Raw genomic sequence first — 26,023 nt, 5'->3', positions numbered from 1 at the left:
TTAGCGATTTGCAGCTTCCTGCTGTTTAGATGATTTTGGTTTTGCAGAGGAGTTCGCTAAAAAGGCGCTCATTACTGCTTCTTCTTCCGATAATCCTGCTAATTTTTGCTCTTCTATCAAATGAATCATCCGTTTATAATCCTTCGGAATGACTTTGACAAATTTTCTAACACACTTTTTCCAGTTTTCTAGAACACAGCTAGCCTTTACACTTTGCGTGTAACGGAAGTGGTTTTCGATTAACTGTTTTAGTTCTTCCTGCTCAGCAGCAGTTGATACCGATTCAAATTCAATCAATTCTTGATTACATAAATACTTAAATGCATCCTTGTCTTCTGCTAAAACATAGGCAATTCCGCCGGACATTCCAGCTGCAAAATTTTTGCCGACATCACCTAAAATAACAACTCGCCCGCCCGTCATATACTCACAGCCATGGTCGCCAACTCCTTCAACAACCACGTTGACGCCGCTATTCCGAACCGCAAAACGTTCACCCGCACGACCGTTAATATAAGCTTCACCGCTTGTTGCCCCGATAAATGCAACATTTCCTGCGATGACGTTTTCTCCAGAAGCGATCTTCATATGCTCATCTGCTCTGACGATAATTTTCCCGCCCGATAGACCTTTACCAACATAATCGTTCGCGTCCCCTGTAAGATCTAAAGTCATTCCTTTTGGTACAAAGGCACCAAAGCTTTGTCCAGCAGAACCAGTAAATCGTAAGGTAATGGTATCCTCTGGTAGACCTTCTTCTCCGTAGCGTTTGGAAATTTCACTTCCGACGATGGTCCCCGTCACGCGATTGATGTTTGAAATCGAGAAGTTTAGATCAACAGGTGTCCCCTGCTCTAAAGCTGGTTGAACAGCCGGAAGAATATGTTTAATATCAAGTGATTCGTTAATTCTATGATTTTGTGGATTTTTAAAAGTGCGGTGTCCTTCAGGCTTATGAAGTAACGATGTTAAATCCAAATGCTGCGCCTTCCAATGCGCTTTTGCACGCTCACTTACGGTTAATACATCTGCACGACCGACCATTTCCTCTACGCTTCTGAAACCAAGCTCTGCCATAAGCTCACGCACTTCCTGTGCAATGAAACGCATAAAGTTAACGATATAATCAGCTTCACCCGTGAACTTTCTGCGAAGCTCAGGGTTTTGAGTGGCAATCCCAACTGGACATGTATCCAAATGACAAACACGCATCATCACACAGCCAAGGACAACTAGTGGTGCGGTTGCAAAGCCAAATTCCTCCGCTCCAAGCAGCGCTGCCATCACAACATCTTTACCTGTCATTAATTTTCCGTCTGTTTCAAGCACAACCCGATCACGTAAACCATTCAGCATAAGCGTTTGGTGTGCCTCTGCTAATCCCAGTTCCCATGGCAATCCAGCGTGCTGAATGCTTGTTTTCGGCGATGCACCCGTTCCTCCATCGTAGCCGCTGATGACAATTACATCTGCTACTGCTTTCGCCACACCTGCAGCAATCGTTCCGACCCCGCCTTTTGAAACAAGCTTAACGCTGATACGGGCATCACGGTTGGCATTTTTCAAATCATGAATCAGCTGTGCCAAATCCTCAATGGAATAAATATCATGGTGCGGCGGCGGTGAAATTAAGCTAACTCCCGGTGTTGCACCTCGAACGTCAGCAACCCATGGATACACCTTCGTACCCATCAACTGGCCACCTTCACCAGGCTTTGCGCCTTGTGCCATTTTAATTTGCAGCTCCTCGGCATTGACTAGATAATGACTTTTCACACCAAAACGGCCGGAAGCAACCTGCTTGATCGCACTTCCTCTGTTGTCACCATTTTCATCGATTCCGAATCGGCTTGAATCTTCTCCGCCTTCACCTGAGTTACTTTTTCCACCTAAACGGTTCATGGCAATGGCTAATGTTTCATGTGCTTCCTTACTAATGGATCCAAACGACATTGCACCAGTCTTAAAGCGGCGGACAATTGAATCTACTGACTCTACTTCCTCAATCGGCACAGCTTGTCGTGTTCCACTAAAGGAAAATAGGTTGCGTAAGAAACCAAGCCTTTCCTCATTTGCCTGCGTCGAGTATTTTTTAAATAATTGATAATCCCCATTACGACAAGCCCATTGCAATGTATGAATGGTTCCAGGATTAAAAGCATGGTGTTCACCATCATGTCTCCATTGAAAATTACTGCCTGATTCTAAGGTCTGGTCTGTTGATACAGCAAAAGCTTCCGCGTGGCGCAGCTTCGCTTCCTGGGCGATAGTGTCTAACCCAATCCCACCAAGCTGGGACACTGTTCCTGTGAAGTAGGTGTCGATAACATCAGAACCGATCCCAACTGCTTCAAAAATTTGTGCACCACGGTAGCTTTGCACCGTAGAAATACCCATTTTTGACATGACCTTCACAACACCTTCAGTCATGGCATAGATATACTTTTTCACCGCCTCTTGATAGGTGAATGGTAATGCTCCTTCCGCAATAGCTTGCTGATAGGTAGCGAACGCAAGATAAGGGTTAATCGCATCAACACCATATCCGAGCAGCACCGCAAAATGATGAACTTCTCTTACTTCCCCTGTTTCAATAAGGATGCTCGCCTTCGTTCTTAATCCTTCACGAATCAAGTGTTGATGAAGGGTGCTCGCTGCCAATAAAGATGGAATAGCAACTTCTTTTTCATTGATTTTTCGATCAGACAGGATAATCAAGCTTGCTCCGCCTGCAATTGCTTTATCTGCTTGACGGCAAATTTCCTTAAGGCTATTTTCTAAATCCTCTGCGAACAGGATGTCGATTACTTTGCTTTTAAATAAATCATTCGTCTTTAAACCTTCCAACTGACTGTTGGTCAGGATCGGCGTCTCTAACTGAATCCGACGGCTATTTTCTTCCGAAGGGTGAAGTAAGTTCCCTTCAGCTCCTAAGTAGGAAATGGTTGAAGTGACGATTGCTTCACGAATGGAGTCAACCGGCGGATTGGTTACTTGGGCAAATAATTGCTTAAAGTAGTTAAACAATGTTTGAGGTCGGTCTGATAAAACAGCAAGCGGCATATCATTCCCCATTGCCCCTAGAGGATCCTTGCCTTCAGTCACAGCTGGAAGGATGTACTTTTGAATATCTTCATACGTATATCCAAAGGCTTTTTGAAGGGTCAGTAAATCAGACCGGCTTTCTCCCTCAACCTCTACTCTCTCTTCCAAGCGAACAAGCTGATCATTTAACCATTGCTGATACGGCTGTTGACTCGCCAACTGTGATTTAATTTCCTCATCCGAAATAATTCGACCTTCTTCTAAATCAATCAAAAGCATTTTTCCAGGGCGAAGACGCTCTTTGTATAATACCTTTTCCGGTTCAACATCGATGACTCCAACCTCTGATGAAAAAATAATGTAATCATCTTCTGTAACATAATAACGAGCCGGACGTAGTCCATTCCGATCCAAAATAGCACCAATTTGTTTACCGTCAGTAAAAGATATAGCAGACGGTCCATCCCAGGGCTCCATTAAAGTACTGTGAAATTCATAAAAAGCTCGTTTTTCCTCTGTGATATGAGGATTTTCAGACCATGGCTCTGGGACAAGCATCATCGCTGCATGTGCTGGCTTTCGGCCGGCAAGAACCAAAAATTCAAGCGCATTGTCTAAGATCGATGAATCACTTCCATCTGTATCAAGTATTGGCAGGACTTTTTCCAAATCCGTTCCAAAAGCCTCTGACACAAATTGACTTTCACGCGCCTTCATCCAGTGAATATTTCCCTGAAGTGTATTAATTTCGCCATTATGAATTAAATAACGGTTAGGATGTGCTCTTTCCCAGCTCGGAAATGTATTGGTACTAAAGCGTGAATGCACTAAAGCAAACGCAGAGACAAAATTCTCATTCTGCAAATCCAAATAGAACTGATCTACTTGTTCAGGCGTTAACAGACCTTTGTAAACGATCGTTCTGCTAGAAAGACTAGCAAAGTAAAAACGATATTCTGATTCCTTTGCCCATTTTTCTGAAAGTTTACGAATTACGTATAATTTCCGTTCAAACGCTAATGAGTCCGTACTTTTTTCGTTATCACCAACAAACAACTGGCGAATGACAGGACAGCTATCCTGTGCGGTTACCCCGATAGGTTCTGGATTGACTGGGACTGTTCTCCAGCCAAGAACTGTTTGACCCTCTTGTTCGACCATTTTATTGATATGGCTTTCAATTTCTTCCCGTTCACGATCATCCTTAGAGAAAAACAGCATCCCCACACCGTATTTCCCTTTCTCAGGTAAGTTTATTTCTGGACATTCCTGGCGGAAAAATTGATCTGGTATTTGAACCATAAGTCCTGCGCCATCGCCTGTAAGCGGGTCACTTCCCTGTCCGCCACGATGATCCAATTGACAAAGCATCTTAAGTCCTTTTGCCACAATATCATGTGTGGCGTTTCCTTTTATGTGAGCGTACAAGCCGATCCCGCAGGCATCATGTTCAAACTCTGGACGGTAGAGACCTTGTGCTTTTGGTAGTTGATGATACGTCATTTCAAATCTCTCCCTGTAAGTGTAATTGTCGAAATATTTATATCCACTATTCTAGGTTTTCTAATTTATACAAACAATATATAATTTATATCAAACCAATCTAATTCTTATATAAATGAAAGAAGGAATAACAATGGAGCTTCGTCAATTACGTTATTTAATCGAAGTGGCGGAACGGCAGCATGTTACAGAGGCAGCTGATCATCTTAACGTGGCACAATCAGCCGTTAGCTATCAAATTACCAAACTAGAAGAGGAGCTAGGGGTTAAGTTATTAGAAAGAGTGGGCAGGAACATTAAGATTACACCGATTGGCAAAATATTTCTGCAATTTGCGATTAATGCTTTAAAAATATTAGATGAAGGAAAGGAAAAAGTAGAAGAATATCTTAACCCACTAGGAGGAACCCTGCATATTGGATATCCTTCAAGTCTCTCCATTTATTGGCTACCAAATCTTATTTCGGCTTATAAGGAAGTGGCGCCTAATGTTAATTTCCATTTGCGGCATGGCTCCTATGCCTACTTAATTGATGCGGTTAAAAAAGGTGAAATCGATTTGGCCTTTCTCGGCCCTGTTCCTATGAAGGAACCTGATCTCGAGGCAAAAATTTTATTTATGGAAAACATCGTGGCATTGATTCCTGAGCGTCACCCATTGGCTGATAAAAGAAGTTTGAATTTAAGTGACTTGCGGACAGATCCATTCGTCTTGTTTCCTGGTGGATATGTCCTGCGAAAAATTGCTGTAGATGCCTGTCATGAGGCTGGCTTTGAACCGAACATTGTGTCGGAAGGGGAAGATATGGATGCACTTAAAGGACTGGTTTCCGCGGGAATCGGAGTTAGCCTTTTACCTGAGAGTACTTTTTATGACTCTGTTCCCAGGTTCACGGTTAAAGTACCGATTGAAACACCAAAAGCCATGCGAACAGTTGGGATTATTATCCCCAAACATAGGGACATTGGACCTTCCGAAAAGAATTTCTATCAGTTTCTAATCCAATTTTTCAACCGGTTGGACCAATACAAATAATATATGTTTAGTAAAAATAACTCTCTGCTAAGCTTAATTGGCAATAAAACAACCAATTTACTTATGCTCCGGTTAATCCATAATGTACATGGGAATAATAAACAGTGTTCGTGAATTTTTAATTTAGAAAGGAGATAATTACATGCCACAAGGAGCTACCGAAACAAGCACCTTAAAAGTTGGTGATCCGGCACCGGATTTCACGTTGGAAGCCCATGGCGGCCGCAGGGTGACGTTGAGTGAATTCCGCGGATCCAAAAATGTATTTCTTTGTTTTTATCCTCTAGATTGGACCCCAGTTTGAGGTGCGCAAATGCCTTCATACGAGGATGATCTCCCTCGTTTTGAAGATTTTGATACCCAGGTCCTGGGTATTTCAGTCGACAGTGTTCACAGTCATGATGCATGGGCAAAATCAATTGGTGGAATATCTTATCCGCTTTGTTCCGATTTCTATCCACATGGAGAAGTTTCGGAGAAATATGGCGTCCTTCGTAAAAATAAAAGCGAACCGGCATATGGAGCATCAGAGCGCGCACTCTTTATCATCGATAAAGATGGAATCGTTCAATGGATTGATGTTCATCCACTTGATAAACAGCCTGATAACGAAGAGTTGTTTGATGTTTTACGGAAACTCTAAATCGAATATTGTTAGCAGAATATAGGAGATTGTGTATGGAACTCTCAAGAAAAGCTATCCCTTATACACCCAGTACCAAACCACTGCATGAAATGACCATTATGATTGTTTCTACTTCTGGTGTTCATCTAAAGGATCAAGAGGCCTTTAACACGGATCCCTCTGTAGGAGATGCAACTTTCCGTATCATTCCGGGAGATGTGGATGCAAAGGATTTAACAGTCACTCATGCTGCTCCAAAGGAGCATTATAATACAGATGCCCCGAAAGAAGATATCAACTGCGTTTTTCCTATTGACCGATTGCGGGAAATGGTAGACGATGGAGACCTAGGCGGAGTGGCCGAGAAACATATGACCATGATGGGATATTCCATGAGATTAAATATAATTAACAAGGAAACCATTCCTGCGCTAGTAAAAGAAGTGGTTCGTTCCAAAGCGGACGCTGTCCTTTTAACAGCCGGCTGACCGCTCTGTCATCGCACTGTAGTTACAGTGCAGCGCGGCATTGAATCCCAGGGAATTCCAACAGTATTAATCACGTTGGATGTAGAGCAATCCAGTTTGATGAGGCCACCGCGAGCTATTCATCCAGTGGGGTTCGAATTCGGACACTCCCTAGGAAAACCTCATGATAAAGCTACACAAATGAAAGTACTAATGGCAGCACTGGCAGAACTTAATGAAAGACAAGAGCCTGGAAATATACATGATGTACATTTTCCATCTTACTAAGAATTAAGAAAGGGACGGCTTTACTGCCGTCCCTTTTTCTTCTGATTTTGGGCATTATAAACCCTCTATGATGCCCACTTCTATCATTTTTCTTTAATGATGGTCATCATCATTAAACCGGATAAACAGGATGTTTTCGTTCTGAGAAAATGAGGTATTTGGAGGAGTAAGCTTCAAAACGATTGACTAACTCTTTACGTAATGAGTTTGCCGGTATGATACCGTCAATGACCATTTCGGAAGCCAGATTATAAATATCAATATCCTCTTTATATTCCTCGCGTTTTTGTTCAATAAATGCAACACGCTCTTCTTCTGGCAGTGCAGCAATTTTATTCGCATACACGGCATTAACAGCTGCTTCTGGTCCCATAACGGCAATGGATGCAGAAGGTAAAGCAAGACAGGCATCCGGTTCAAAGGCAGGACCAGCCATCGCATAAAGACCAGCGCCATATGCTTTCCGTACGATAACAGAGATTTTTGGAACACTCGCTTCAGACATCGCAGAAATCATTTTCGCCCCATGGCGAATGATTCCTGCCCGCTCCACCTTTGTACCAATCATAAATCCAGGCACATCAACTAAAAACAATAGAGGTATATGGAAGGCATCGCAAAGATTAATAAATTTTGCGGCCTTATCGGCTGAATCGTGGAATAATACCCCGCCTTTAACTCGAGGCTGATTGGCAATGATTCCAACAGATTTCCCATCCATACGGGCAAGTCCTGTTATCAGTTCGCCAGCAAAGAGTTTCTTAATTTCAAAGAAGGAGCCTTCATCAATAATCCCATTGATTAAGTCTATCATATTAAAAGGGGAATTCTGATTAACCGGAATTAACTCTTCTAATGGTTTCTTCAATTCTTTAGGTGCCACTGCCTCACGAACTGGCGGTTTCTCTGAGAAATTGGCAGGAAAATAAGATAGATAATTTCTAGCCATAGAGATAGCTTCCTCTTCACTTTTTGCCAGAACATCACCGCAGCCTGAAACTGAACAATGCATGCGAGCGCCGCCCATTTCCTCCAAAGTTACATTTTCGCCAATAACCATTTCAGCCATCCTTGGTGAACCCAAGTACATGGATGCATTTTTATCAACCATAATAACAATGTCACAAAAAGCTGGAATGTACGCTCCGCCAGCAGCAGATGGTCCAAACAGAATACAAATCTGAGGAATTTTCCCTGAAAGCTTTACTTGATTGTAAAAAATTCTTCCTGCACCACGACGCCCCGGGAACATTTCCACCTGATCCGTTATCCGCGCTCCAGCTGAATCTACCAAGTATAATAATGGCACTCGCAGCTTTTCAGCTGTTTCTTGGATTCGAATGATTTTTTCAACCGTCCTTGCTCCCCAAGAACCAGCTTTGATGGTTGAATCGTTGGCCATTACACAGACCTGCTGGCCATTAATCTTGCCCATCCCTGTCACAACTCCGTCTGCAGGAAGATCTCCCGCCATACAGTTTGCAAATAGACCATCCTCTAGTTCAAGGCCAGAATCAAATAATAATGATAAACGATCGCGGACGAACAACTTTCCCTGTTCTTGGTTTTTCTCATGATATTTAGGAGGTCCACCCTTTTTTATTTGTTCGACTCTATCATTTAACGTTTGTTGGAGAGGTTTCATATCCACAGTCATTTTTCCTCCTCGATTCATCTATATTCTTATTCTCCAATATAATTTGGAGTACGTTTCTCTTTAAAAGCCTGTAATCCTTCAAAACGATCTTTAGTTGGGATTGTCACTTCATAGGCATTCTGCTCAATGGCAAGACCCGTGTTTAGGTCAACATCATAGCCTTTATCGATTGCGAACTTTGCCTGTGCTACGGCAATTGGGCCATTCCGAACAATTTGTCCGGCAATTTCTAATGCTTTATCTCGTAAACTGGCAGAAGTGACCGTATATTCTACTAATCCAATCTGAATGGCTTCAGCGGCATCAATTCTTCTAGCAGTGAAAATCAGCTCTTTGGCACGTCCCTTTCCTACTAATCTTGGTAACCGCTGGGTTCCGCCTGCACCAGGAATAATCCCTAATGATGTTTCCGTAAGACCAAGCTTCGCAGTTTCAGAGGCAATGCGTATATCACAAGCGAGCGCTAGTTCAGTACCCCCGCCAAAAGCAACACCGTTCACAGCGGCTATGACCGGTTGGGGTAATGATTCTAAAGAGTTGATATTATCGCGGATCAAGGAAACCGTCTTCCTTACCTGAACCGCATCCATTCCAGCTCTTTCTTTTAAATCAGCCCCAGCACAAAAAGCTTTCTCCCCTGCCCCTGTAATCACGATACAGCGGACTGATCGATCATATTTACATGTAAGAAGTGCGTCACGGAGACCCTCTAACATCTCTATTGATAAAGCATTTGCAGCTTCCGGCCTATTTAATGTAATCATCACAATTCCGTTATCCAGCTTGTTAACTAATATTGTTTTACTCAAGATTTCACCTTCCCTCAAACGGTCTTTCCAAGTTTTCCGCCCATTCCAGAGCTGGCTGCTTGAAAACTTTTACTAGGTAAAGTTCTGCCGATCTTTTCCTGAATAAATTGCGACGCATGAAGTAACTTATTCTGATCGACTCCAGTGTGAATGCCCATCCCGTGAAGCATATAGAGTAAATCATCTGTCGCTACGTTCCCGGCCGCTCCAGGCGCATACGGGCATCCACCTAAGCCGCCAAGAGAAGAATCAAAAATGGTAATCCCCATCTCTAATGAAACTAGGATATTGGCCAAAGCTGATCCCCTTGTATCGTGAAAATGCATGGCTAATTTATCTGCAGGAAATCTTTTCAATAAAACCTCCAAAACTTCTTGAACTTGCTTTGGATTTGCGACACCGATTGTATCTCCGAGAGACAGCTCTGCAATCCCCATTTCAAATAATCTATCGGAAACTCGTATGACACTGTCAATATCAACATGGCCTTCATAAGGGCAGCCAAAAACGGTCGAAACATAACCTCTGCTGATTTTCCCTGCTGAAATGGTTTCTCTGACCAAGTCTCGTAATACCGGGAAAGTCTGATCAATACTTTTATTGATATTTTTTAGATTATGAGTTTCACTAGCTGACATAAATACAGCTACTTCATCGATGTTCGCTTGAAAGGCACGTTCCAAACCATAAAGGTTTGGAACGAGTGCTGTATAGGTGACATCAGGCACTTTGGTAATGCCAGTTGCTACCGCAGTGGCATCTGAAAGTGCAGGAATCCATTTCGGATTAACAAAAGAGGTAATCTCAATATGTTTTAGTCCACTTTCTGACAATTGATTAATCCACGTGATTTTATCTTCCGTTGAGATAAAGGTCTTTTCATTTTGTAAACCATCACGAGGACCAACCTCTTTAATGGTTACACCTTTCGGCCACTTCATCGATCCATCTCCTTTCCACCTTGCCAAGGATTATTCGACAACTACAATGACGTCACCTTCATTTACAAATTCGCCCTCAGCCACTTTTACTTCTTTTACCGTTCCATCGAATTCAGCCTCAATTGGAATTTCCATTTTCATCGATTCCAAAATGACAACGTCCTGACCTTCTTCAACTTGATCTCCAACTTGAACTAAAACCTTCCATACACTTCCTGCCATACTTGCAATGATTTCACTCATGATTTTTCCTCCTATTTTACCTTGTTAGTTTTATTCGTTTTTAAGTACTTGCTGACAAAGTCTGTTGTCGTATCACCAGAATGGAATGCCGAATGCGCAACAACTTCTTGCAGCATAGGAATGTTTGTTTTAATTCCTTCAATATGATAATCTGCCAATGCAGTTTGCAGGCGATTGATTGCTTCTTCACGAGTACTGCCTTTTATAACAAGCTTTGCAATCATTGGATCATAAAAAGGGGTGACAACGGACTGACCGTGAATGGCTAATTCATGCCGAACTCCCGGTCCGTTCGGCAGCTCCAATTTGGTTATTTTTCCGGGTGAAGGAAAAAATGTTTTAGGGTCTTCTGCATAGATTCTAACCTCAATGGCATGGCCCTCACGCTTTACCTCTCCCTGAGAAAAATTCAATGGTTTACCTGCAGCAATTTGTAATTGTTGCTCGACTAAGTCTAATCCTGTAATTTCTTCTGTAACCGGGTGCTCCACTTGTAAACGAGTATTCATTTCAAGAAAGTAGAAGTTTTGTTCTTCATCCACTAAAAACTCGATCGTGCCTGCATTTTTATACCCAATAGATTTTGCCGCTTTGACTGCAGCCTCACCCATCTTGGTACGTGTTTCTTCAGTTATAAAGGATGACGGGGCTTCCTCCACAACTTTTTGATGACGACGCTGAATGGAACACTCACGTTCCCATAGGTAAACGGTATTTCCAAAACCGTCAGCTAAAATTTGAATCTCAATATGTCTTGGATTTGCAACAAATTTTTCAATATACATCGACCCATCGCCAAAGAAGTCAGTAGCACGTTTTTGGTTTCCGGCAAAAGCTTTTCGAATTTCATCACCATTCTGTACCACCTGCATTCCAATTCCCCCGCCTCCCGCGGAAGCTTTCAGCATCACAGGGTAACCGATGCGATCTGCCACTTCTACCGCTTCCTCTGCATCTGACAGCGGGTAGGTAATCCCTGGTACAACAGGAACACCTGCTTCCTCCATCACTTTGCGTGATTCAATCTTACTCCCCATTTTCGAAATAACCTTTGGAGAGGGTCCGATGAATATAAGACCAGCTTCTTCACAACGGCGGGCAAATTCAGCATTTTCGGAAAGCAGGCCATATCCAGGGTGGATTGCCTCCGCTCCCGTTCCTCGAGCGACCTCTAGTATCTTATTAATATTTAAATAGCTTTCTGCTACACGGGAACCGCCGATTAAATAGGCCTCATCCGCTAATTTCACATGTGGCGCGTCCGCATCAGCTTCTGAGTATACTCCAATCGTTGTTATACCTAAGGCTTTGCATGTACGGATTACACGAACAGCAATTTCGCCGCGATTAGCAATTAACACCTTTTTGAACATGCCTCTCCATCCTTTCTCGCGCTTCTATCAATATCAATACTCGTAAGCTTTATTACAAAGATATGTAAAAATTTAATGATTTATTTTTTCAACGATCTTAAACTCGTAATCTTGTAAATGGAACCAGTCATTTGCCGGGCCTGTTCCTGACAAATGACCAGCCTGCATATTACCTTTTAACGGACGCTCTTTCAGCAACAATTTTTTGTATTTGTGCAACCATTGCTGGATCTTCTAGTCCAGTAATATCACCTTGGACCTTTCCGGATATAACGATTTCCTTTAATAAACGACGCATGATTTTCCCGCTGACTGTTTTCGGCAGCATATCTGTAAAAATAATCGATTTGGGAGCTGCAATCTTACCAATTTGTTGAATGATTTGAGCATTTATTTGTTGTTTTAGTTCTTCTGTACCCTCATAGCCATCTGCGAGACGGACAAATACAAGTGGAACCTCACCTTTAATTTCATCAGGAATTCCAATAATGGCGGTTTCAGAAACACCTGAACATTCTAGTACAGCGCTCTCCATCTCCATTGTACTTAGACGATGTCCTGCGACATTAAACGCATCATCGGAACGGCCAACAACCCATAAGTAACCATCAGCATCGATTAATGCCAGGTCACTGGCATAATAACAGACGTCCACTTGGCTGAAATAAGATGCGTAATAACGCTCAGGTTCTTTCCAAAGTGTCCTGCAAAGCATAGGAAAGGGTTTTCGAATCACTAGATTTCCTAACCTTCCAGGCTGAACTGAATTGCCTTCTTCATCAACGACATCCATAACAGCACCTAAAAAGGCAGTACCTGCAGCACCCGGCTTCATCGGCGTCAGCCAAGCAGCTCCTGCAATTGGCGACCCCGCTGTTTCAGTTTGCCCCCACGTATTATTAATATAGACTTTCCTCTTTCCTAACACATCATATGTCCAGTTCCAACTTTCCGGATCGAATGGTTCTCCAACAAGGGAAATGACATCGAGACAAGATAAATTAAATTTCTCCAATACCTTATCTCCCATACTTTTTAACATTCTTAAAGCGGTTGGAGCAGTAAACAGTTTATTCACCCTGTATTTTTCAATAATTTGATAAAAACGGTCCTTTGTTGGATAATCAACAGACCCTTCATAGACAACGGTGGTTACACCATTTGCTAATGCCCCTGTAATTCCCCAAATATGCATGGTTAACCAGCCGATATCCGCGGTACACCAGAACACATCGTCATGACGGTGATCCATATGATACTTGGCATATATGTAGTTCTGAATGACAAAAGCCATGCCGGAATGCACAACACCTTTTGGTTTACCGGTAGTACCACTTGTATAGAATACAATACCACTCTCATTCGCTTCTAATCTCTCAGGTTCACAAACAATGCTTGCAGCTTTTGTCTGTTCATGCCACCAGTAATCTCGGCCTTCTTTCATTTGAACCTCTAATCCTAATCTATCTACGACAATGACCGCTTCAATAGAAGGAATAGATGGGACAACATGATCGACTTTTTCTTTCAAAGGAATCAAGTTACCCCGACGCTTTGTTGCGTCCGCCGTAATTAATACTTTCGGTTCAAAATTGATTAATCGGTCCGTCAAGGATTTTTCGGAATAACCTGAGAAAATCGTATTGTATATAGCGCCAATTCGAAAACAAGCCAAAACAGAAATAATGGCTTCCGCTAGATTTGGAAGAAAAATAGCGACACAATCACCTTTTTTTACCCCAAATGATTTAAGAACATTCGCAAATCGATTTACTTCTGCAAGAAGCATATTATACGTGTAAAATTTGCTGTCCCCGTTCTCACCCTCCCAAATAAGAGCAGTTCGGTTTCCAGCACCATTTTCGATATGCCGATCAAGTAAATTTACACTCGGATTACTAATGCCGCCGGTAAAAAAGCGAAAATCAGGAAGTTCTCCACTAATGGTTTCTTTCCATGGTTCATACCAAACAAGTTCGCGGGCTGTTTGATCCCAGAATGCCGCAGGATCGTCTTGGGATTGTTTAAGAAGTTCTTGAAAAGCTTCGGTACTTCCAATGGAGGTTGAACGCACTTTTTCTTCTGCTGGATAAATGAGTTTACTATTTGAAACGACTTGTAAAATTCCACTGATATCCATGTCAGGGCTCCTTTAACAATGATATTTATTATTTAACATCCAATTTGTTTAGCAATGACCATTCGTTGAACTTCAGATGTGCCTTCACCAATTTCCAAGAGTTTCGCATCACGGAAGAATCGCTCAACTTGATATTCCTTCATATATCCATATCCGCCATGAATTTGAACCGCTTGGTCACATGCACGCATGCAGATTTCCGAAGCAAATAACTTTGCAAATGCGGCTTCCTTTTTAAATACTCGTCCTTGATCCTTTAACCAGGCTGCTTTGAAAACCATATTCCGTGCTAATTCAATATTCATTGCCATGTCAGCAAGCTTAAATTGGATAGTCTGGAAGTTGGATAAACTTTTTCCGAACTGTTTTCTCTCTTTTGCATATTGAAGAGATTTTTCATACGCACCTTGAGCAATACCTACCGCCATGGCGCCAATTCCAATCCTTCCACCATCAAGAGTAGCTAAAAATTGTTTGTAACCGTTTCCAATTGTACCTAGCAAATTTTCCTTTGGAACTCTTACATTTTCCATGATTAGTTCTGTCGTATTCGAAGCATGCAGACCCATTTTTTCGTAGTTGTCAATTACATTGAATCCTGGAGCATTCGTAGGAACGATAAATGCGGTGATACCGTTAATCCCTTTTGAGCGGTCTGTTACCGCCGTTACTGCCAGATGCTTAGCGTAGCTTGCGTTTGTGATGAAACATTTAGAGCCGTTAATGACCCACTCATCTCCATCAAGAACTGCTGTTGTTTGCGTTCCCCCTGCATCGGAGCCTGCATTAGGTTCCGTCAATCCAAATGCTCCGAAGGATTCTCCAGTACAAATAGGTGTTAAGTATTTTTCCTTTTGCTCGTGGGTTCCGAATAAATTTAGCGGCGCCCCGCCTAATGAAATATGTGCTGAATATGTAATACCTGTGGATGCACACACGCGGCTAAGTTCTTCAACGACGATTGCAAAGCTAGTTGTATCTGCCTCTCCGCCCCCATATTGCTCAGGGAATGGGAGACCCATGATCCCTAGCTCCGATAATTTTGAAAAGATCTCCTTAGGGAAAGCCCCTGTTCGATCACGTTCATCTGCCCCGGGAGCAACCTCTGCATCGGCGAAATCTCGAATTAAATCGCGAATCATCTCTTGTTCTTTCGTTAAATCAAAATTCATTTATCTACAGCTCCTTTCAATTCCTGATTGTTTTTAGTAAAAAAATATAAAAACAAACTTATAAACTCACTATTCTATGTACAGCCCCCCTTTCAATACTGTCTAAATTTTCTTATAATCAGAATATAACGATTAGCATTATTATGCTATGTACGTTTTCATGAATATAGTTGTAATAAATTTGTGACTTTTACACAAAAAACATGAAATGGACCGAAATGTAATAGAATTCAACTTTATAGAGGAAGAGTGATGAACGATGCAAGATACATTAACTCATCGGCAGCTAAAGTCCCTAATCCATGTGTCCAACGTTATAAATTCAAAATTAGATATTAATACCATTTTTGAATCCATCATGAGTGAAACAATATCCGTGGTTGAAGCTGCTGGGGGCGGCTCGATATGGATTTTTGACAAAAACCAGAATCGACTGATTGCGAAATCAGCGCAAGGATTATTCTATCCACATATTTTTAGGCAAATTAAACTTGTTAGCGGTGAATCCATGACAGGGATGGCTTTTGCAGCAAAAAAATGTCTCATTTTTTGGGATGAGGGGGAAGTTAAACAGGCACTGTCTACATTAACCCCATATAATAGAGATTTATTAGATCAGGCGATTCCGAGTAATTTCCACTTTACCTCTGTCATTTCATCTCCTATATTGCAAAAGGGTAAATGTATTGGGGTCATTACATTAGACTCGTTTGAACAGTCTTTGCAGTTTAAACAAGAGGATATTCATTTATTAGAAGCGATTGGTCACCAAGCCGCTGTGGCCTTGGAAAGATCCAAATTATTTTTTGAAAAAGAAAAAATGGTTAACACGCTTTCCCATTCCATTGAAATACATAGAAACTTAGCGAATCTTGTTGTGAATGGAGAAGGTATTCAATCCATTTTGAATTATATACATAATACAATTGGACAGCACCTGTTTCTCTTTGATGAAATAGGAGAGCTAAGGGCTTCCGCATGTCATTCCTCATTTTCTGTTGAAATGACCGAATATATGAAAGCGTATGCAAAACAAATTATCCTAACACTAGAAAACTCACATACTGTTTCCGAGATAACATTAATAGACGAAACATATCAATTAGTTGTTTTACCGCTTGGATCTAAGCAAAAGTCTCTTGGTGGTCTAATCATCCTTTCTCATCAAAAAGTTAGTAATGTGGATATCGCCGCTCTTGAACATGCTTGTACTGTCATTTCCCTTGAACTTGTAAAAGAGCAAGCCGTATTTGATACACAGCAGCGTTTAAGAGGTGAATTCGTGACCAGGCTTTTTTCAGGACAGATTGATGAGCTGCTGATTCAGAAAGCAAAAAACTTAAATTTTGATCCTAACTGGAACTACGTGGCGATTATTATTAATTTTAAGGATAAGTCTAATGAGGAAAAAGTTTTTGGAGATCCCGTTATCAGAAATTTACTTCATATGACCAATAGGACTTTACTTGGGAGGAACCTTCAAGTAACCGCGGTAAGGGATAAAAATCAAATTGTTGCTCTTATTTCCTTGCATTCAAAAGTTTCGTCTAGCAATATTGTTGCTGAAATAAAGGAACTCTCAAAAAAGTTACAGCTGGAGATTAATCATAAATATAGTGAGATAGACACATCCATAGGTATTGGAAGAATGAAGCAAGGGCTTACTCTTATCCATGAGTCATTTGTAGAAGCAACCAAATGCATAAAATTCCTCAAAAACTATTCTTTTGAAGATAGAGTCATAAGTTATACAGATCTTGGGGTCCAGAGGTTTATTTTACAAAATTCAAAGGAAGAATTGATCGATTTTATCCAAGAAGTATTAGGTCCTCTTATTCAATACGAACAAACTAGAAAAGGAGAATTGTTAAGCACGCTTGTAGTTTATTTAGACCAGAATCAAAACATCCGGAAAACGGTAGATTGTTTGCATATTCATACTAATACTCTAAACTATCGTTTAAAGCGCATTGAGGAGATTCTAGTAACGAATTTGAATGATAGTCATTCCTTATTTAATATTCATTTAGCCATCAATATTTATCAGTTTATAAAAGATAAAGATCCTTTACAGAAAAACAAAAGTTAAATTACTAGAATCAGGATTAAAAGCCCATCTGTCTAAAAGGTAAATTTAGGTAAAATGGTCCGAAATAACATGATAGACAAGTTCTATTGATTCATTTTTCTAAATATAGTGATTTTTCAGTGTAATCAATAGTCTTTCCTTGGTAATATACTAAATAACTACCATTTATTTCTACATCCGAAATAATAAAATGGCAGCTATTACATATTAGGGGGAAAATTCTATGAAAAAGTTTTCAAAGGCTGTTATCCCAGCCGCCATGGCATTAACCATGACACTTTCAAGCACCGCCTTTGCTGGACCTCAATCAAATCCAAACGGACCCTATATTGAGGGAGAACAAAATATCTCTTTATCAAGCTACATGTCCAATGAGGAACTAACCAATACGCTGCAGAAACTAGAGGCCTCTTCTAAAGGGAAAATGAAGTTAGAAGTTGTCGGATATTCTAACCATACATTAGATGGTTATAAAACCGAAGCAGATAAAGGAGATCCCCTGTATGTTGTTAAATTCGGTGATGCGGATCCAAACAAAAAAAGAATCTTAATCACAACACAAATCCATGGAAACGAACAAATTGGAACAGAAGCTGCCATTGATATTATTCAAAAGCTATCAAGCGGCGGACAGGAAATTGATGAAATATTAGATAAAGTTTCGATTTGGATTATGCCTAGAATTAATCCAGAAGGCTCAGATAATACAATTGAAGGAAAATGGTACCCTACTCGTTATACACACCAGACCTGGCTTCCAGAAAATATAGCCCTGCCTACAGGTACTGTAGCGCCTTGGTACTATAACGCAGATGGCAGTGAAAGAGGTCAAGCAAATGAAGGCCGTGTGGTGTATGGAATCCCTGGTTACGACCAGAACAGAGACTACAATCCGAATTTGGATTTTAGGGTAGAAAAAGAAGACAAAAATAAAGTTGCAGCATTTTTAAATAACAAAGCAACAAATAACAGCAATTATGGTGGTTTCTATGTAACAGCCGAAGCACGTACGGTGACAAAGGTTTTTCAAGAATTTAAACCGGATGTTTTTGTTGATGTACACCACCGTGGATTTAATACACTTTCTGATGAGGACAACAGATCCGTTCCAGTCCAAGTGGCAGCAGTTGTAGCCGATCCATACACCGATCCTTTCTCAGGTAAACAATATGAAGTGGACCAAGAGGTATTAAAGCTTGGCAAACAGGTTAATGCACTAGCCAATCTTGCTCTTCAAAGAGGAAACTCACATTATGGCGCAGTGCAAAAATATCCTGACGTTAACCTTCCAGGTACAGCACTTGGAGCGTTTGCTTTAAATGATGCAGCCATCATGCTGATTGAAATTAAAGGACAAAGCCAGACACTTGGGCAAAAACAGGCAGGCATGCTGAAGGAAACAGTTAAAGTTCCATTATTTGAGGTATTCAAAGGGCTTGCGGACGGATCCATTCATGATGTGGATACAGCAATTTATGATGCGATTCCAGAATCAACGAACAGAATTGAAGACCCATCAACTAGGGATTAATAGATTTTGATAATAAGAATATAGTCTGAGGCTGACCCATTGGGTCAGCCTTTTTCCCTTACATTACCTTCCAAATGTGCTAATATAATCCGTTTCCTCTAATATATTTAAACTTTCTATCTCTTTAATCACTTGAACATTTCTTGGGAGAAGTATGAGCCCACTATTTACAACAGTAATCTCATATTCGATTTCACAGACTGCTGGTACTTGCCCAATAATCTTTTGAGCAAGGTCAAAAGGAACTTCAATTTGTGCGATTTTGTGACCGTTGGAAACACCATCTTCGTTAGACAGAGCTTGTTTTTTACATAGAATATGAATTTCTCCAACTTGAACAACTTTTCCCTCATCATTCTTGGAATCATATGTACGAGCAAAAATAACAACTTCCTGCCGTTTCATGAATACAATCACCTCCATTATTTAACAATTCATTATTATTATATGTTCTTAATTAAGAACATTCAAGCGAAACGTCCCCTTTTAATTTGAATTAAAACTCTCTCGTATGCAAGTGAATAGTAATAGGGAATGATACTAAGGTTGAAAAAAATCAATACAGGAAGGAAGATCTTAAGTGGCAGATATGACTCTTTTTATTAAAGAAGCAACAAGTATGCTACCCATTCAAACATTAGAAACGGTCCTTATGCAAATGGATGGAGTCGAAAGAGCCTTGGTTGATACAGAGGATGGTGAGGTGAAAATAACTTACAATGAAAATCAGGTTGCTCAGGAGAAAATTATCAATAGGATCCAAGAGCATGGATTACACCTACTAGAATAGATGGTTTATTCTTAAAAAGGCAAAACCGTCACATTATAAGTAAACGGTTTTGCCTGTTATAACAACTCCTATATTCTTATAGAACCTCACCATTACTTTCAATCACTTTTTTATACCAATGGAATGATTCTTTTCGGTTTCTTTCCAGTGTTCCACTGCCATCATCGTTCTTGTCGACGTAGATAAATCCATAGCGCTTGGACATTTCTCCAGTAGACATACTCACTAAGTCTATACAACCCCAGGCAGTATAACCCATGAGTTCCACACCATCTTCGATTGCCTCCCCCATTGCCCGCACATGTTCACGGAGGTAATCAATTCGGTAGTCATCATTGATGGAGCCGTCCTCCTCCATTTGATCATACGCCCCTAAGCCATTTTCAACGACAAATAGCGGTATCTGATATCTTCCATAAAGCTTGTTTAAGCTGATCCGCAAACCAGCAGGATCAATCTCCCAGCCCCAGTCACTAGCCTTAAGGAATGGGTTTTTCACTCCGCCAACAATATTTCCTTGTGCCTTTTCCTCGTCAGACTTTTCCTTTTTATCTGTACGGGACATATAATAACTCAATCCAATATAATCAACTGTTCCTTCTTTTATTACATCCAAATCACCATCATGAATTTCCAGTTCGATATTTTTCTCTTTAAAGAAGCGCTTAATGAAAGCTGGATATTCGCCGCGCACATGGACATCAGCACAGAAATAGTTAAACAATTCCTCTTCTTTTAAGGCATACATAACGTTTTTCGGATTGCAATCATAAGAATAAACAGGTGCAAAAAGAATCATGCAGCCAATTTTTGCACCAGGATTAATTTGCTTACAGGCTCTTACAGCTATCCCACTAGCAACAAATTGATGATGAAAGGCCTGGAATGTCTCCTGGTAACGATTTTCTTCATTCTGAGGAGAAAAGCCCATACTCATAATTGGCATCTTCAAGGCACCATTAATTTCATTGAAGGTCATCCAGTATTTAACTTTATCTTTATAACGTTTAAGAATGACATTTGCATATTTCTCAAAGAAGGTAACAACCTGGCGATTTCTCCAGCCCCCATATTCTTTTACTAAGTGCAACGGCATTTCATAGTGAGAAATCGTAACTACAGGTTCAATCCCATGCTTCAATAATTCATCAAAAACCTGGTCGTAAAATGCCAAGCCCTCCTCATTTGGTTCGGGCTCATCACCATTCGGGAAAATTCTTGTCCAAGCTATGGACATCCGAAACACTTTAAAACCCATTTCGGCAAATAGGGCGATATCTTCTTTGTAACGATGATAAAAATCTATAGCTTCATGATTTGGATACGCATATTTCTCGTGATTGATTTCAAAGTTAAAACCAGCAGACATTAAAATGTTAAGGCGCTCTTTTCCTCCTGGTAGAACATCGGCAATATTTAATCCCTTATTCCCTTCTTTAAATCCACCTTCTATCTGGTTTGCTGCCGTTGCACCGCCCCATAAAAAACCATCTGGAAATTTTTTTAGTTTAGAAGTCAATCCACTAATCCTCCAATCGATTTACTGTAGTAAAGTATCCTTTTCGGGAAGTTTAAATAAACCACAATTACCCACTTTTTAACTTGCGCTGTTTTTCCTTATTTATGATAAAGTTGTAAAATACTCAAACCCGAGGTTGTTGCTTGTAAGTGCGGATTTACAACCAGCAAAAGTGTATAATAGGCGGAGATTTTCCGGTTAAATTCAGAATGGAGCTCGATTCGGGGTTAATAAGCGGAGGTTTTCCGCTTAATCAAAGTAAAATCCCCCCTTTTCACGGTTTTCAAGTCAATAGACGGAATCTCTCCGTCTATTAAGCTGTTTTTAAAAGTATTTACTTTTTAAGCGGAATTCTTCCGTCTATTTACCAGCTCTGCTCGGCAGCTTAACGTGATCCCTCAACATAAAAAAGACGTATGCCAATTCATACGTCAATTCTTGTGTCTTTTAATAAGACAGCAACCGAAAACGGAACCTTTTACTATACTTTAATTTATGTTTACTGACTGATTTAAATAACTTTCCACTTTTTTATTTGAAACATAACTATGCAGAATCATACCAGAGATGACGATTAAAATACCTACCCATGATAATGGAGTTGGTAGAGGTATTGATAAAAAGAGTATTTCCCCAACTAATGCAAAAACCACTTCCATTGATTGCGTTGCTTCAACAGCTGCTAACTTTTGCATATTCCCTCTTACCATATCTGTAGCCATAAAAAATAAGACAGTAGCAATAATGCCTGAAGAAAGTGCCACCAATAAGGATTGAAAACTTTGCCCACCACTAGGTAAACCAACCGTAAACAAGCCATAGAAAGAAAGTAATAACCAGAATGGAAGGCTTGCTAAAGTCATTCCTAACACCCGTTGATAAGCATCTAAACGCCCTTCACATACATCCATCATTTTGCGATTTCCTAGAGGATAGGCAAATGAGGCGATTAGAATAGGGACCACTCCTAATAATACATTCTCAAAAGAAAGTTGCTTTGCGTGTTCCATTTGCATGAGGACTATACCTAGCAGAATAATCATTGACATAATTAGACCTCTAAAGGGTACTTTCCCTCGTACCTGTAGTGGCCCATTCTTTGTATGGATTGTCTCATAAAATAACGGAGCCAACAGTGCGCCCGAAATAATCGTAATTTGCCATGTTCCCGCAATCAGCCAGCCCGGTGAGTATGCAGAGGCAAAACATAATGGGGCATAAAATAACCCGAAACCAACAAAGCTCCAGAGCAGCCATTTTCCAGGATTTTCTCTCATTTCTTTTAATAGTGGCCGCAGGTTTTTCCTCATGATTACAATACCCATTAGAAATGGGACCATGAAGATATACCGCAGCGAGGCACTCCAAATCCAACTTCCTCCCGACAACTCCATGGAAGCGTTAAGAACAAATGTAAAAGCAAAAAAGAAGGCTGCACAAATCCCTATTACGATTGATTTCACTAAATCCACCTCAACCCAAGCTGCAAGAATTTTCTTAAAACAATATATCGCATATTAGTATTTATTACAATCCATTATATTAGAATTTAGGGGCACAAAAAAAAGACCAAGTGGTCTCTGGTCTAAAACGAACTACATGTGATGGATTAAAAGCACAACAATAAACCATCCCCTACTGTTCACTCACGGCTAACACTTCATAAATTTCTGCTCCCTTTAAGTGAAAAAGATCCTCCATTTCAAATAAAGAAAATACCTTTGCTAATTTTACTGCCATTTTTTCAAAGATCGGACCTTGTTCAACAGTGTTTAAATATTTTAATTCGAGATTCCAATTCCTTAACGTCTCAGGAGTATGAATAATTATCGAAAAATAAATAGTACCTGGCACAGCCCGCATGTTGTCGAGAATAATTAACAATTGCGGGTAGTGAACCAGGTACATACTTTATCTGCGCAGTCCTAAGTTATATGCTTAATGTATGAGCTTTGTTCAACTTAAGGTCAAAGCGATCTGCATTCATTACCTTGACCCACGCTTCAATAAAGTCACGTACAAACTTCTCTTTGTTATCTTCCTGAGCATAAACTTCTGCTAGGGCACGGAGAACAGAGTTTGAACCAAACACGAGGTCGACTCTTGTTGCTGTACGCACCACTTTACCAGTTTTACGATCACGACCAACATATACGTTTTCTTCTACAGGCTTCCACTCAACTCCCATGTCTAGCAAGTTAACAAAGAAGTCGTTAGTGAGTGTTCCTACACGATTAGTGAATACACCGTGTTCTGTTCCACCGTGGTTCGTCCCAAGAACACGCATACCGCCAATAAGTACTGTCATTTCTGGTGCAGTAAGGTTTAGAAGTTGTGCCTTGTCCACTAGGAGCTCCTCTGGACTAACTCGATACTGTGCCTTCTGATAATTGCGGAAACCATCTGCGATAGGCTCCAATACTGCAAATCCTTCAATATCTGTTTGCTCTTGAGTGGCGTCTCCTCGTCCAGAAGCAAATGGAACGGTTACATCAAAGCCTGCATCACGTGCAGCTTTTTCTACCGCAGCACTTCCACCTAGTACAATTAAATCGGCAAGGCTAACTTGCTTATTTAATTTACCTTGTAGGTCTTCGAGTACATCAAGGACTTTTGCTAGCTGCTCCGGCTGATTCACTTCCCAATCCTTTTGTGGAGCAAGACGGATGCGGGCACCATTCGCGCCGCCACGCATATCTGAGCCACGGAAGGTACTTGCTGAAGCCCAAGCAGTTGTTACTAGTTCGCTAACTGTAAGTCCTGAGTTAAGGATCTTTGCTTTTAGCTCTGCTACTTCTGCCTCAGTTAATTCATAATCAACAGCTGGTACAGGATCTTGCCAGATAAGATCTTCTTTAGGAACCTCTGGACCTAGATATCTTGCTTTAGGTCCCATGTCACGGTGAAGAAGTTTGAACCATGCACGGGCAAAAACTTCAGCAAATTCTTCGGGATTCTGATGGAAACGACGAGATATCTTTTCATATTCTGGATCATAACGCAATGCCATATCGGCCGTGGTCATCATAGTTGGAACTTTTACTGATGGATCTTCTGCATCCGGTGCGAGATCCTTCTCATCCGGATTTACAGCCAGCCACTGGAAGGCACCTGCAGGACTCTTTGTAAGCCACCATTGATAGCCAAACAATAAATCAAAATAACCATTGTCCCACTGTGTTGGATTCGCGGTCCAAGCACCTTCAATACCGCTAGTGATAGTGTCATGACCCTTACCGCTGCCGTGGGTGCTTAACCAGCCTAGACCCATTGCTTCAATTGGTGCAGCTTCCGGTTCTGGACCGACATGAGCAGCATCTCCTGCACCGTGTGCCTTACCAAAAGTATGACCGCCGGCTATGAGTGCCACCGTTTCTTCATCGTTCATTCCCATACGTGCAAAGGTTTCACGAATATCACGTGCACTCGCAACAGGATCTGGTTTGCCGTTTGGACCTTCAGGGTTAACATAAATAAGCCCCATCTGAACAGCTGCAAGTGGATTTTCTAGCTCACGATCTCCTGTGTAACGGTTATCACCTAGCCAATCTGTTTCAGTTCCCCAGTAGATCTCCTCTTCTGGATGCCAAATGTCTTCGCGTCCACCTCCGAAACCAAACGTCTTACCGCCCATGGATTCAATCGCCACATTACCTGCTAGAACAAGCAAGTCAGCCCAAGAAATCTTATTTCCATACTTTTGCTTAATCGGCCATAGCAGCCTGCGAGCTTTATCAAGGTTTCCGTTATCAGGCCAGCTGTTAAGAGGAGCAAAACGCTGTGCACCAGCTCCACCGCCACCTCGGCCGTCGGTTGTACGATAAGTACCAGCAGCATGCCAAGACATACGGATAAATAATGGACCGTAATGTCCATAGTCAGCAGGCCACCAATCTTGACTGGTTGTCATTAGTTCCTGAAGATCCTGCTTAAGAGCATAGTAGTCTAGTTTTTTAAATTCTTCTGCATAATCAAAGTCTTCTCCCATAGGGTTAGTTTTTCTGTCATGCTGATGAAGAATATTCAAGTTTAACTGGTTGGGCCACCAGTCTCGATTTGACGTACCGCTAGATTTTTTACTAGTTGCGCCTCCGTGATGGAACGGGCACCCTTCTGCATTCCCATTGTTTTTAACGTCCATGTTTTTTTCCCCTCTCTTTGTAAACTATGTAACAAATAATTATTCTTCTAGTGGTAGAAAAATAAACTGGCTGATAATAACTATTATATTTATATTCTACTAAGCTATTACTAAAAATTGAAAAAATAACCAACATAATCACAAATTTGTAACATTTAGGAGATTATTTAATGCCATTTATATCAAACAAAAAAGACTGCAGGTGAAAGACACCATTACAGTCTAATGATACGAAACCATAATTATTTTATACCCACTGGATAGACCCAAACTCACCATGAGGATGGTTTTGTAATTTATATCTTCTAAACTCGAATTGTAATTTTGATAGTGGCAACTTATAAAGCTGTTGATCTTCTTTAGTATATACGTTTAAAAAAATTAATTTATTGATAAGTTTTTGGCGTTTTTTTTCATCATTATTTCTCATCAGAAACACTCCTTAATTTTCATAAAGTCTTTACCTAATACAACAACTTTTACGATTTATTTGATTAACTTCATTATAAACCCACAATACCTACCTGTAAAGTAGGAATTAAAATAAATTAACAAAATCTTTTTGAAAAAAAGAAAAATATCATTATTATATTAACAAACTGTTAAACAACAGGTTCTCAAAAAAAGTGTCAGATAAATAATTCAACAAGATAG

General features: G+C 40.7%; 20 protein-coding genes. 7 read left to right on the top strand and 13 right to left on the bottom strand.

All coding sequences use genetic code 11. The features are described 5' to 3' along the window. Positions 1-4,548 (bottom strand): glutamate synthase large subunit, encoded by a 4,548-nt coding sequence (gltB, locus tag F4694_RS14660; protein WP_179599187.1) that lies wholly within the window; start codon positions 4,546-4,548, stop codon positions 1-3. 133 nt (positions 4,549-4,681) lie between these two features. On the opposite strand from gltB, the gene F4694_RS14655 reads away from it, so the two are divergent. The 4 genes from F4694_RS14655 (at position 4,682) to F4694_RS14640 (ending at position 6,964) form a co-directional block, all read left to right on the top strand. Further along, positions 4,682-5,584, top strand: a complete 903-nt coding sequence (locus tag F4694_RS14655; RefSeq protein WP_179599185.1) for a LysR family transcriptional regulator — start codon at positions 4,682-4,684, stop codon at positions 5,582-5,584. Positions 5,585-5,726: 142 nt separating this feature from the next. After that, positions 5,727-6,227 (top strand): peroxiredoxin, encoded by a 501-nt coding sequence (locus F4694_RS14650; protein ID WP_179599183.1) that lies wholly within the window; start codon positions 5,727-5,729, stop codon positions 6,225-6,227. A gap of 35 nt (positions 6,228-6,262) precedes the next feature. After that, positions 6,263-6,697: a glycine/sarcosine/betaine reductase selenoprotein B family protein gene (locus F4694_RS14645; protein ID WP_179599181.1), complete on the top strand. Its 435-nt coding sequence runs from the start codon at positions 6,263-6,265 to the stop codon at positions 6,695-6,697. A 27-nt stretch (positions 6,698-6,724) separates the two neighbouring features. Next, positions 6,725-6,964, top strand: coding sequence for a hypothetical protein (locus tag F4694_RS14640; RefSeq protein ID WP_179599179.1), 240 nt, complete (start codon positions 6,725-6,727; stop codon positions 6,962-6,964). Between the two features lie 112 nt (positions 6,965-7,076). Here the strand turns inward: F4694_RS14640 and F4694_RS14635 are convergent, their stop codons facing one another. From F4694_RS14635 to F4694_RS14605, 7 genes are all read right to left on the bottom strand, one after another. Continuing rightward, entirely contained in the window at positions 7,077-8,609 is a 1,533-nt protein-coding gene (locus tag F4694_RS14635) for an acyl-CoA carboxylase subunit beta (RefSeq protein WP_179599719.1), read from the bottom strand. A gap of 38 nt (positions 8,610-8,647) precedes the next feature. Further along, complete coding sequence (locus F4694_RS14630) at positions 8,648-9,430, bottom strand: enoyl-CoA hydratase (protein ID WP_179599177.1); 783 nt, start codon at positions 9,428-9,430, stop codon at positions 8,648-8,650. A gap of 14 nt (positions 9,431-9,444) precedes the next feature. Next, positions 9,445-10,371 carry a hydroxymethylglutaryl-CoA lyase gene (locus F4694_RS14625; RefSeq protein ID WP_179599175.1) on the bottom strand — a complete coding sequence of 309 codons (927 nt, stop codon included), beginning with the start codon at positions 10,369-10,371 and terminating at the stop codon, positions 9,445-9,447. 30 nt (positions 10,372-10,401) lie between these two features. After that, positions 10,402-10,614, bottom strand: a complete 213-nt coding sequence (locus F4694_RS14620) for an acetyl-CoA carboxylase biotin carboxyl carrier protein subunit (protein WP_179599173.1) — start codon at positions 10,612-10,614, stop codon at positions 10,402-10,404. Between the two features lie 11 nt (positions 10,615-10,625). Then, positions 10,626-11,987 carry an acetyl-CoA carboxylase biotin carboxylase subunit gene (locus F4694_RS14615; protein ID WP_179599171.1) on the bottom strand — a complete coding sequence of 454 codons (1,362 nt, stop codon included), beginning with the start codon at positions 11,985-11,987 and terminating at the stop codon, positions 10,626-10,628. Positions 11,988-12,156: 169 nt separating this feature from the next. Then, positions 12,157-14,127, bottom strand: coding sequence for an acetate--CoA ligase (locus F4694_RS14610; protein ID WP_179599156.1), 1,971 nt, complete (start codon positions 14,125-14,127; stop codon positions 12,157-12,159). Between the two features lie 32 nt (positions 14,128-14,159). Continuing rightward, positions 14,160-15,299, bottom strand: a complete 1,140-nt coding sequence (locus F4694_RS14605) for an acyl-CoA dehydrogenase (protein WP_179599154.1) — start codon at positions 15,297-15,299, stop codon at positions 14,160-14,162. 259 nt (positions 15,300-15,558) lie between these two features. Between F4694_RS14605 and F4694_RS14600 the strand changes: the two genes are divergently transcribed. Together F4694_RS14600 and F4694_RS14595 are read left to right on the top strand one after the other, a co-directional pair. Further along, positions 15,559-17,388 (top strand): helix-turn-helix domain-containing protein, encoded by a 1,830-nt coding sequence (locus F4694_RS14600; protein ID WP_179599152.1) that lies wholly within the window; start codon positions 15,559-15,561, stop codon positions 17,386-17,388. Between the two features lie 223 nt (positions 17,389-17,611). Beyond that, positions 17,612-18,919 carry a M14 family zinc carboxypeptidase gene (locus tag F4694_RS14595; RefSeq protein WP_179599150.1) on the top strand — a complete coding sequence of 436 codons (1,308 nt, stop codon included), beginning with the start codon at positions 17,612-17,614 and terminating at the stop codon, positions 18,917-18,919. 63 nt (positions 18,920-18,982) lie between these two features. Here F4694_RS14595 and F4694_RS14590 read toward each other — a convergent pair whose 3' ends face one another. Further along, positions 18,983-19,324: a hypothetical protein gene (locus tag F4694_RS14590; RefSeq protein WP_179599148.1), complete on the bottom strand. Its 342-nt coding sequence runs from the start codon at positions 19,322-19,324 to the stop codon at positions 18,983-18,985. Positions 19,325-19,508: 184 nt separating this feature from the next. Between F4694_RS14590 and F4694_RS14585 the strand changes: the two genes are divergently transcribed. Beyond that, the gene (locus F4694_RS14585) at positions 19,509-19,709 is read left to right on the top strand and encodes a heavy-metal-associated domain-containing protein (protein ID WP_218895688.1); all 201 of its coding nucleotides are present in this window, start codon (positions 19,509-19,511) and stop codon (positions 19,707-19,709) included. 76 nt (positions 19,710-19,785) lie between these two features. On the opposite strand, the gene F4694_RS14580 is transcribed toward F4694_RS14585, so the two are convergent. The 4 genes from F4694_RS14580 to F4694_RS14560 all read right to left on the bottom strand — a co-directional run bounded on the left by F4694_RS14580 (position 19,786) and on the right by F4694_RS14560 (position 25,799). Next, a complete protein-coding gene (locus tag F4694_RS14580) occupies positions 19,786-21,228 on the bottom strand; it encodes a glycoside hydrolase family 1 protein (RefSeq protein WP_179599144.1) in 1,443 nt (480 codons plus the stop codon). A 488-nt stretch (positions 21,229-21,716) separates the two neighbouring features. Further along, complete coding sequence (locus tag F4694_RS14575; protein ID WP_179599142.1) at positions 21,717-22,691, bottom strand: DMT family transporter; 975 nt, start codon at positions 22,689-22,691, stop codon at positions 21,717-21,719. Between the two features lie 467 nt (positions 22,692-23,158). Continuing rightward, on the bottom strand, positions 23,159-25,369 hold the full coding sequence (katG, locus tag F4694_RS14565) for a catalase/peroxidase HPI (RefSeq protein WP_179599138.1): 2,211 nt from the start codon (positions 25,367-25,369) through the stop codon (positions 23,159-23,161). A gap of 247 nt (positions 25,370-25,616) precedes the next feature. Continuing rightward, complete coding sequence (locus F4694_RS14560) at positions 25,617-25,799, bottom strand: Fur-regulated basic protein FbpA (RefSeq protein ID WP_179599136.1); 183 nt, start codon at positions 25,797-25,799, stop codon at positions 25,617-25,619. Positions 25,800-26,023: the final 224 nt, after the last annotated feature.

Source organism: Neobacillus driksii (assembly GCF_013409995.1).
GTDB classification, from domain to species: domain Bacteria; phylum Bacillota; class Bacilli; order Bacillales; family Cytobacillaceae; genus Neobacillus; species Neobacillus driksii.
The sequence above is the reverse complement of the archived record's forward strand: the minus strand, read 5'-3'. Positions and strand labels throughout refer to the sequence as shown.

What these genes read in the sequence shown, in the direction of transcription:
- F4694_RS14620 (WP_179599173.1), bottom strand. Translation starts at nt 10,614, where the DNA reads ATGAGTGAAATCATTGCAAGTATGGCAGGAAGTGTATGGAAGGTTTTA.
- F4694_RS14635 (WP_179599719.1), bottom strand. Translation starts at nt 8,609, where the DNA reads ATGAAACCTCTCCAACAAACGTTAAATGATAGAGTCGAACAAATAAAA.
- katG (WP_179599138.1), bottom strand. Translation starts at nt 25,369, where the DNA reads ATGGACGTTAAAAACAATGGGAATGCAGAAGGGTGCCCGTTCCATCAC.
- F4694_RS14585 (WP_218895688.1), top strand. Translation starts at nt 19,509, where the DNA reads ATGACTCTTTTTATTAAAGAAGCAACAAGTATGCTACCCATTCAAACA.
- gltB (WP_179599187.1), bottom strand. Translation starts at nt 4,548, where the DNA reads ATGACGTATCATCAACTACCAAAAGCACAAGGTCTCTACCGTCCAGAG.
- F4694_RS14625 (WP_179599175.1), bottom strand. Translation starts at nt 10,371, where the DNA reads ATGAAGTGGCCGAAAGGTGTAACCATTAAAGAGGTTGGTCCTCGTGAT.
- F4694_RS14615 (WP_179599171.1), bottom strand. Translation starts at nt 11,987, where the DNA reads ATGTTCAAAAAGGTGTTAATTGCTAATCGCGGCGAAATTGCTGTTCGT.
- F4694_RS14560 (WP_179599136.1), bottom strand. Translation starts at nt 25,799, where the DNA reads ATGAGAAATAATGATGAAAAAAAACGCCAAAAACTTATCAATAAATTA.
- F4694_RS14595 (WP_179599150.1), top strand. Translation starts at nt 17,612, where the DNA reads ATGAAAAAGTTTTCAAAGGCTGTTATCCCAGCCGCCATGGCATTAACC.
- F4694_RS14655 (WP_179599185.1), top strand. Translation starts at nt 4,682, where the DNA reads ATGGAGCTTCGTCAATTACGTTATTTAATCGAAGTGGCGGAACGGCAG.
- F4694_RS14600 (WP_179599152.1), top strand. Translation starts at nt 15,559, where the DNA reads ATGCAAGATACATTAACTCATCGGCAGCTAAAGTCCCTAATCCATGTG.
- F4694_RS14590 (WP_179599148.1), bottom strand. Translation starts at nt 19,324, where the DNA reads ATGAAACGGCAGGAAGTTGTTATTTTTGCTCGTACATATGATTCCAAG.
- F4694_RS14645 (WP_179599181.1), top strand. Translation starts at nt 6,263, where the DNA reads ATGGAACTCTCAAGAAAAGCTATCCCTTATACACCCAGTACCAAACCA.
- F4694_RS14605 (WP_179599154.1), bottom strand. Translation starts at nt 15,299, where the DNA reads ATGAATTTTGATTTAACGAAAGAACAAGAGATGATTCGCGATTTAATT.
- F4694_RS14610 (WP_179599156.1), bottom strand. Translation starts at nt 14,127, where the DNA reads ATGGATATCAGTGGAATTTTACAAGTCGTTTCAAATAGTAAACTCATT.